Source organism: Paenibacillus sinensis (assembly GCF_019904155.1).
GTDB classification, from domain to species: Bacteria; Bacillota; Bacilli; order Paenibacillales; family Paenibacillaceae; genus Paenibacillus_AQ; species Paenibacillus_AQ sinensis.
Map to the genome: position 1 here is coordinate 194,259 of NZ_JAHCMB010000026.1, position 8,463 is coordinate 202,721.

Below are 8,463 nucleotides of genomic sequence, written 5' to 3' on the forward strand. Positions count from 1 at the left end.
GGGGTAAAAGCGTAATAATTACGATTAAAGGAAGAGATTGATGTGATTCTATCGTCCATGCGTGATGTTGTCTTTGGGTATGGGAATGAGCCGGTTATCGAAAGCCTCTCGCTGGATATCCATGCCGGACAATTTATCGGGATCACGGGCTCGAACGGAACGTCCAAATCGACTTTGCTGAAGCTGATGCTGGGGCTGCTCAAGCCCTGGAGCGGTTCAGTTGCGTTTAACGGCTCACGGAAAGACGGGACAAAGATGGTTGTAGGCTATGTTCCGCAGCAAGTATCTTCATTCAATGCGGGCTTTCCAAGCAAGGTGATCGAGCTGGTCCGTTCGGGATGTTATTCCCGACTGGGAGCATTCGGCCGTTTCAATGACGAACACCGGATGGTTGTTGAGCGAAGTCTGAATCAGGTGGACATGTGGGAGTATCGCAACCGTAAGGTTGGAGAACTGTCGGGCGGTCAGAAACAGCGTGTCTGCATCGCCCGCGCGCTGGCTCAGGAGCCTGAGGTGCTCGTATTGGATGAGCCTGTTACCGGACTGGATTCGGCGGGCCGGTCACAGCTGTACGAGCTGTTCAGATATGAGGTATCGCAGCGGGGGCGGACGGTCATTATGGTCACGCATGAGCTTGGTGAGACGGCAAAGTATCTGGATACCCTGATTCAGCTGGAGCGGAAGGAGGAGGGATGGCGATGTTCGGTTACGAATTCATGCAGCGCGCCTTTTGGGCAGGAGCGATGATCGGTGTGATTGCTCCGCTGCTTGGAGTTTACCTGATGCTTCGCCGTCAGGCGTTAATGGCGGATACGCTGTCCCATGTATCCCTTGCCGGGGTTGCCCTTGGCTCGGTTGTACATATTGATCCCGCTCTGGGCGGGTTCGCGATAGCTGTTGCCGGAGGAATTGTCATCGAGCAGCTGCGACGCTCCTATCGTACATACAGTGAACTGCCGGTAGCCATCATTATGACTTCGGGATTGGCGCTCGCCGTTGTCTTGATGAGCTTGAAGCAGAACTGGAGCAAAAGCTTCAGTTCCTATCTCTTCGGTTCCATTGTTGCGGTTAGCGATACTCAATTGCTGCTTATGGCCATTGTTACATTCCTCGGGCTGCTTTATTTTGTGATCCTGCGGCGCCCGCTGTATATTCTGACCTTTGACGAGGAGACGGCTGTCATTACCGGTGGTCATACCAAGCTGTTGTCGTTCTCTTTCGCCGTGTTAACCGGAATGACGGTCGCTGTCGCCATGCCCGTTGTGGGCGTGCTGTTGGTTTCAGCGCTAATCGTCCTGCCGGCTTCACTGGCTCTGCGGATTGCTTCCGGGTTCACGGCAGCGATTCTGATATCCATCGGTACCGGATGGGCCGGCGTTTTTTCCGGCTTGACTCTTTCCTATTATATCGATACGCCGCCTGGAGGAACGATTGCGCTTGTTCTGCTTGTATTTCTGTTGACTACCCTGCTGCTGCAAAAAATGCTGCGGATGCATGGGCGGCGGAGCACCAAAAAACATTTTCAAAAAAAGGAGTTCATGAAACATGAAATGCTGGAATCGTAGTTTAACGGTTTTGTCCTTATCAATGATGCTGATTGCGGCGGGCTGCGGCTCGAATGCCGGTACGGGGAATAACACTTCGGCAAATAACAGCGAGTCGGCAGCGCCGGGAGCATCTCCCACTACGCCGGTAAAGGAAACGTTGGAGATCAAGACGAGCTTCTATCCGATGTATGATTTCACGCGTCATGTTGCAGGAGATCTCGCTCATGTGGAAAATCTCGTTCCGGCCGGAATGGAGCCGCATGATTGGGAGCCGACAGCCCAGGATATGGCTTCCATCAGCAAGGCCGACGTGCTCATTTATAATGGAGCGGGCATGGAGGGCTGGGTGGATCAGGTGCGGGACAGCGCCACGGGAACCGGACTGAAGAGCATCGAGGCCAGCCATGGAATCGATATTATGGAAGGCGCGGAAGAAGAGTCCGAGCATGGCGAAGAAGCCCATGATGACGGTGAACATGCCCATGAAGAAGGAGCGCATGAAGAGAGCGGACATGATCATGACCATGGAGGCCTGGACCCGCATGTATGGCTGTCCCCGGCGCTGGCGATCCAGGAGGTCCGCAATATCGAGCAGGGGCTGTCCGAAGCGGCCCCGCAATACAAAGAGCAGTTTAAGGCTAATGCCGACGCCTATGTATCCGAGCTGGAAGCTCTTGACAAAGAATATGCCGAAGCCACTAGAGACAGCAAACGCAAGGACTTCATTACACAGCATGCCGCTTTTGGCTATCTGGCCCGGGAGTATGGACTGACGCAGGTTCCGATCGCCGGTCTGTCCCCTGAACAGGAGCCGTCGGCCGCCCAAATGGCCGATATTGTCAAGTTTGCGAAGGAGCATAACGTGAAGACGATCTTTTTCGAGACGCTGGTATCCTCCAAAGTTGCCGACACGATCGCCAAGGAGATCGGAGCCAAGTCCGCAGTGCTGAATCCGATTGAAGGCTTGACGGACGATGAAGTCGCCGCCGGTCTTGATTATATCGGAGTCATGCATCAAAATCTGGAAGCTTTAAAGGCAGCGCTGAACGAGTAGCACTAGAAGGGAGGGAAGACTCATGGCCAAGAAATCGAAGATCGTTAAAGAGCAGAAGCGTCAAGCTCTGGTTGACAAATACGCGAATAAGCGCAGAGAGTTGAAAGAGCAAGGGGATTATGCAGCATTGCAGAAGCTGCCCCGTGATTCGTCGCCAACCCGTCAGCATAACCGCTGCTCGGTTACAGGACGGCCGAGAGGATATATCAGCAAGTTTAAGGTATCCCGGATTGTATTTCGCGAATTGGCTCACAAAGGTCAAATTCCCGGTGTGACCAAAGCAAGCTGGTAATCTGACGCATACGAGATAACGTTACGGGCGCCACCCAATGGCGCCTTTTTCTGTTTTTTTCTATAGAAGAGATGATGAAGCGGCGGCCTGCTATTTACCATGCGAATACAGTTTGTCAAATTCGGCCACTGAATCGGGATTGGTATAAATGTAAGGAGACTCCGGTTGCTTGATCACTTGGATCTGTTTGGCTTCGATCTGCAATACTTCCTTTCCGTTAACCGTACCGGTCTTGATCGTTCCATCAATCCGGACCCATGTATCATTCTTGAGAGAGGAGGCCGCTTGGCTATGAACAACTGTCCCGAACGGAACCGCATCGGCAGTGCAGCACATGACTAAAAACCGGCTGATTGCAAACCTGTTCGCATCCATGCCTTTCTGCCGGGTGACAAAGCCTTGCAGGGTGATCGGTTTATTCACAAAGCTCTGCTTGTACATATCGATGGCGCCGATGGTTTCCGAGTAGATGGACGGGTCAACCTGGATCAACGGCAGCGCGTAGAGCCGCTTGGCCAGTTCGGCGAATTCCACGCCATATATATCTTTTGCAACGAACAGCTTGTTTGGATCGCTTGATTCAGGCTTGGTTGTCCCCGATTGCTGTAGCGCGGCCATCGTTTCGGCGGCTGTTCCAGTTGCCTGGTTCACAGATTCCGGTTTGCGCCGCAGCTCGAAATCGGATATGGAGTATACGATTCCTTTTTTAAGAGCCATATCACTGCCAAGCGCCTGATCGGGCAATGCAAGACCGAATAGTAGCGGCAGCGCGAACAGACCGTAGACGGTTACGTTCTTCAGCAAGCCTTCGGGCAGCGGGTGTTCGCAGTCGCATAGCTGATCCGTGCTTCCTGTCAGGGCATGCCACAGCATCCCAAACGTGATAAAAAGAAGGGGCACAGGGCATAGCAGCAGCAGCTTCTGCATCCGGGGAGCCAAATAATAGTGCAAGGAATCCGATGCGTTCAGGTGAATGATATAGAAGGACAGAGCGGCAAGCAGCAGGGCGCGGAGGAGATAATGGCTTCGAATTCTCCAGGTAAAGGCCATTGATTCTGACAGCTCCTTTCCAGAAATCCAGGCTTCAGATTATAAAATTGATGGCAACGGAACCGAGGAGAATCAGGATCACAAGCAGCACACTGAGGCAGATGACAAATCTGGACTTGAACGTCGCGAGCAGCATAAGCAAGCTTTTGAAATCCAGCATTGGTCCCAGCACCAGAAAGGCAATAAGCGGACCAGCCGAAAAGGTATGCGTGAACGCGGATGCGACGAAAGCGTCGGAGGTCGAGCATAGCGACAAGACGAAGGCGAACCCCATCATGAAGAAATAGGATGAGACGGAGCCGTTCCCCAGAGCAAACAGCTGGTCACGGGGGATGAAGGTTTGAATACAGGCGGTTACGAAAGCGCCGAGCGCTAAATACTTGCTCATCTCGATCAATTCATTCCCGGCATGGACGAAGAAGCCTTCCCATGATTGGGGGTGCTCATGTGAGGACGCGTTTCCGCTCCGGAGCCTGAAAGCAGTCAAAGATTGCTTGAGCGGTTTCTTCGGGAACAGCCCGTACACAATCAAGCCAGTCAATATCGAAACGGCAAAGGCCAGTCCCATCCGGCTCCACACGATTTCGGGATGCGAGCGGAACGCAACAAGGGTAGATGTCAGGACGACCGGATTCAGGATCGGACCGCTGAGAATAAAGGTAACCGCGATATACGCGGGCATCCCTTTTACCATTAATCTCCTTACGACGGGAATCATGCCGCATTCGCACATGGGCAGAACGATGCCCAGCGAGGAAGCCAGCAGTACGCCAACAAGCGGATTCTTCGGGTTCAGGCGGCCGATCCACTCATCTTTCAGGAATACTTGAACAAGTGACGACAAGAGTACGCTTAATAAAATGAAAGGCAGGGCTTCCAGGATAATCGCTACAAAGATCGTCTTGATCTGCTGTAATTGCGGATTGGCGAGAAGTCCGGATTTGCCGTGAAGCCTGACCGTCAGAGCAGGCACGAACAGTATTACGGGAAGGATAAAAGGCGGAATCTTGTAAAGCATCGAAGCTTTCATCGTTAGCCTCCTCTGATAGAGTTGGTATATACCCATTCTATGCCCGGAGTACCGACAAATGACGCTTCGATTGTAAATTAATCAGAATCATTACGGATTTGAGACTGATATGCAGATCACTAGCTTAAATCCTCGGACCCGATGCGGGTATGCAATTTGGAGTTAAATGATGACGCTGGTCCGCCAATCCTTCAACAGGGAAGTCTCGTCAAGCTCGAAGCCGATAATGACCAAATAATAAGCGCCCTTGTACGCTGCATGCTCATGGTGAAGCTGTCTTCCCGAGAACTGGATCAACGAAGTGTGGGCCGAGCCCTCCAGCGGAACATAGCCTTTAGCGCGAAGCACCCGCTGTCCCTTGGCGTTCAGCCACTTGGCCAGCTTGCGCAAGGAAAGCGGCTTCTGTCCGCTAATCGGGATTAGGAGGCTTTGGATACGGGAGAATGAAGTCTGCCTCCGTTCCAAGGACGCATCAGAATCTGCATCGTGAGGATGGCGGTGCCCGGCGGGGATGACTTTGAACCGGCTGGGTGTCTCCGCCGGAATATACAAAGGCTCGATTCCATCGAGGAGGAGGTCCGGATTGCATTTTCCAAAGGTTGTATGGATTACGAGGGCTTGACCGTTGTGCTTGATTATAAAGCGGTCTACTTTGGACAATTGGGAACGGGATATGAGGTCCTGCTTGTTCACAAGGATTATGTCCGCGACTTCCAGCTGCCGGCGGAGCGTGTGGACGAGCTGTTTGTCGGAAGAGAAGATGCTGCCGTATTCCAGTACATTTTCCGCATCGATCACAGTGATGACTTTATGCAGAACAATCCGGTCAAGCAGTTCGGGCTCAGCCATGGCATCGACGACCTCCTCCGGATTCGCTACTCCGGTCAGCTCAACCAGAACCACATCGGGAGCCAACGCCAGCAGGCTCTTGAGAGAACCGGAGATTTCACTCTTTTTGCTGCAGCAGATGCAGCCGTCAAACAGCTTTTCCATGGGAAGCCCCTCGGCGGCTTCAGATAGAATCAGACCGTCCACATCGGCTTTGCCCAATTCGTTCATCAGGATCGCCGGCTTGATCTTCCGGGCTTGCAGAACTTGAATCAGCTCGACAAGCAGTGTCGTTTTGCCGCTGCCCAGGAAGCCGCTGATAATGATTACGGGTATTTTTTTCATCGGGATTCTCCTTTTACGTCTTCAGATGAATGGCGAAATGCTCTTGATCGGACAATCAAGGCTATACATATATATGGTTTGTCCGGCATTTCGATTACGCTTTCCGATATCTTGTCTTTTGGGGCGTTGCCTATAGACGTGAAGAAGGGCCGTGCAAGCTGCTCAATTTGCAGCTTGCACGGCCCTTCTTAATCCGGTGGAACACTCTCTTCAGCTTCTGCTTATTGGCCTTTTCTCTCGGTGAAGTAATACAACAGTGCGATGAGCGGCAGCGCCAGACCGATAAGCGCCGTCAAATGCCAGCCGCCCGTGGAATAAGACCAGCCTGCCAAGGATGAGCCGATCGCGCCTCCAATGAAGAAGATCGCCATGAACAATCCGTTAAGCCGTCCTCTGGCTTCGCTTCCCAAGGTGTAAATCGCCCGCTGTCCAAGCACCAGATTGCCGGATACAGCCATATCGAGTCCAATCGCGGATACACAGAGCAGGATGAGCGAGCCCGTTGAATGTCCGGGAATGACCAGCGTCAGAAAGAAGCACAGCGATGCGAGGATGAAGGCAATCCCTGTCATCAGTTTTGTCAGCCCTTTGTCCGCCAGTCTGCCGGCGATCGGAGCCGCAATTGCTCCGCCGACGCCGACGAGTGCGAACCAGGCGATACCTTGTTGGGACATTCCGAAATCATGTGCCAGCCGAAGAGGAACTGCCGTCCAGAACAGGCTGAAGGCTCCGAACAGACATGCTTGATAGAAAGCCCGGCGGCGCAGGACAGGCGTGTGGCGAAGAAGGCTGCCCAGCGAAGCGATCAATTTGCCGTACCGCACGGTTGGAGCGGGTTTTCGTTCAGGCAGAATGCGGGACAGAAGAGCTGCGAGAAGCATGATTACGACCGCAGAGAAGGCGAACACCGCCTGCCAACCGAAATAGCTGGCAATAAAGCTGGCGACGGGACGGGCGAGCATGATGCCCAGCAGAAGGCCGCTCATCACATTGCCGACCACCCGGCCGCGCTGCGACTCAGACGACATATATGTGGCGAAGGGAACAAGAATCTGGGCGACCACTGAGCCAAGGCCGATGAAGAGCGCCGCGGTAAGGAACATCACGGAACCGCGGGCGAAGGCGGCGGCCAGCAGCGCGATGCCGGCAACGACGAGAGCCGCGGAGGCAAGACGGCGGTTCTCCAACAGATCACTGAGTGGTACGATGAACAGCAGTCCGAGTACATAGCCGATCTGGGTGATGGTGACGATTAGTCCCGCTGCCGAAGACGGCAGCCCGGTAGCACTGCTGATAGGTCCTACAAGAGTCTGGGCATAATACAGATTGGCGACGATCAGGCCGCAGGCGGCGGCCAGCAGTACGGTCATTCCGTTCGAGAGGGAAGCTTCCTTTACCTCTACCGCATGCTCGATTTTCATGGTTATCCTCCTTGGATTGGATTGGCTGGTCCATGAGTGGATCTCAATCCTTTGAAATAAATACTGAACGTTTAGTTCACTAATTCATGAGTTAATAATATACTGAACGTACCGTTTTGTAAATAGGCTTTTTCATTTTTCGCTGCCTATTTTTTTAGTATAATAAACGTATGGTTTTTTAAAGGGTTATATAAGGGAGGATTCAAATGAACACCAAGAGAGGACGCCCGAGAAACATGGAGACACAGCAGTCGATTCTGTCTGCTTCATACGACCTGCTGCAGGAGGAAGGCTTCGGTTCGGTTACGGTCGAGAAGATCGCGGAGCGGGCCGGAGTCAGTAAAGCTACAATATATAAATGGTGGCCCAATAAGGCGGCGGTCGTAATCGATGGATTTCTCTCCGCTGCCACAGAAAGAATGCCTTTGCCGGACACGGGTAGCGTATATGAAGATGTTCTTCTCCATGCAACCAACTTCGCCAGATTTATGACCAGCCGCGAAGGGAAGATGCTTGCGGAGATTATCGGGGAAGGACAGTCCGATCCGGCCATCGCTGAAGCGTATCGCACACGGTACTTCCAGCCCCGGCGGCGCGATGCCCGCAAGCTTCTGGAGAGAGGGGCGGAGCGGGGAGAACTGAAGGAAGGACTCGATATCGCGATTGCGCTGGACCTCATCTACGGACCGATCTTTTATCGGATGCTTCTGACCGGAGAGAAACTGGACGATGACTATGTCCGCCAATTGGTGACGACCGCTTTTCATGGTTTTTAGTATCGGGGCAGACAACAGAACAGCCTGTGCCTGAACGAAACGGGGGTGTCCCAAAAGCCATGAAATGGCTGCTTGGGGCACCCCTCATGTTTAGAGCAGGATCGACATGTGTGCTTGGTG

General features: G+C 53.0%; 9 protein-coding genes. 5 read left to right on the forward strand and 4 right to left on the reverse strand.

What is annotated here, in order from left to right; translation table 11 throughout:
• Positions 1–42: 42 nt before the first annotated feature.
• From KIH86_RS02710 to rpsN, 4 genes are read left to right on the forward strand one after another with little or no spacing between them, the layout of a single operon-like run.
• On the forward strand, positions 43–747 hold the full coding sequence (locus KIH86_RS02710; RefSeq protein WP_223084585.1) for a metal ABC transporter ATP-binding protein: 705 nt from the start codon (positions 43–45) through the stop codon (positions 745–747).
• On the forward strand, positions 693–1,565 hold the full coding sequence (locus tag KIH86_RS02715; RefSeq protein WP_223084584.1) for a metal ABC transporter permease: 873 nt from the start codon (positions 693–695) through the stop codon (positions 1,563–1,565). The genes KIH86_RS02710 and KIH86_RS02715 overlap by 55 nt, the downstream gene beginning before the upstream one ends.
• Positions 1,546–2,601, forward strand: coding sequence for a metal ABC transporter substrate-binding protein (locus tag KIH86_RS02720; protein WP_223084583.1), 1,056 nt, complete (start codon positions 1,546–1,548; stop codon positions 2,599–2,601). Before KIH86_RS02715 ends, KIH86_RS02720 begins: the two co-directional genes overlap by 20 nt.
• Positions 2,602–2,623: 22 nt before the next feature.
• The gene (gene rpsN, locus KIH86_RS02725; protein WP_223084582.1) at positions 2,624–2,893 is read left to right on the forward strand and encodes a 30S ribosomal protein S14; all 270 of its coding nucleotides are present in this window, start codon (positions 2,624–2,626) and stop codon (positions 2,891–2,893) included.
• A 90-nt stretch (positions 2,894–2,983) separates the two neighbouring features.
• On the opposite strand, the gene KIH86_RS02730 is transcribed toward rpsN, so the two are convergent.
• From KIH86_RS02730 to KIH86_RS02745, 4 genes are all read right to left on the reverse strand, one after another.
• Positions 2,984–3,943, reverse strand: a complete 960-nt coding sequence (locus tag KIH86_RS02730) for a TIGR03943 family putative permease subunit (protein ID WP_223084581.1) — start codon at positions 3,941–3,943, stop codon at positions 2,984–2,986.
• Between the two features lie 34 nt (positions 3,944–3,977).
• Entirely contained in the window at positions 3,978–4,973 is a 996-nt protein-coding gene (locus KIH86_RS02735; RefSeq protein WP_223084580.1) for a permease, read from the reverse strand.
• 162 nt (positions 4,974–5,135) lie between these two features.
• Positions 5,136–6,146 carry a CobW family GTP-binding protein gene (locus KIH86_RS02740; protein ID WP_223084579.1) on the reverse strand — a complete coding sequence of 337 codons (1,011 nt, stop codon included), beginning with the start codon at positions 6,144–6,146 and terminating at the stop codon, positions 5,136–5,138.
• A 221-nt stretch (positions 6,147–6,367) separates the two neighbouring features.
• The gene (locus KIH86_RS02745; RefSeq protein ID WP_223084578.1) at positions 6,368–7,567 is read right to left on the reverse strand and encodes an MFS transporter; all 1,200 of its coding nucleotides are present in this window, start codon (positions 7,565–7,567) and stop codon (positions 6,368–6,370) included.
• A 206-nt stretch (positions 7,568–7,773) separates the two neighbouring features.
• Between KIH86_RS02745 and KIH86_RS02750 the strand changes: the two genes are divergently transcribed.
• On the forward strand, positions 7,774–8,343 hold the full coding sequence (locus tag KIH86_RS02750; protein WP_223084577.1) for a TetR/AcrR family transcriptional regulator: 570 nt from the start codon (positions 7,774–7,776) through the stop codon (positions 8,341–8,343).
• The last annotated feature ends 120 nt before the right edge of the window (positions 8,344–8,463 follow it).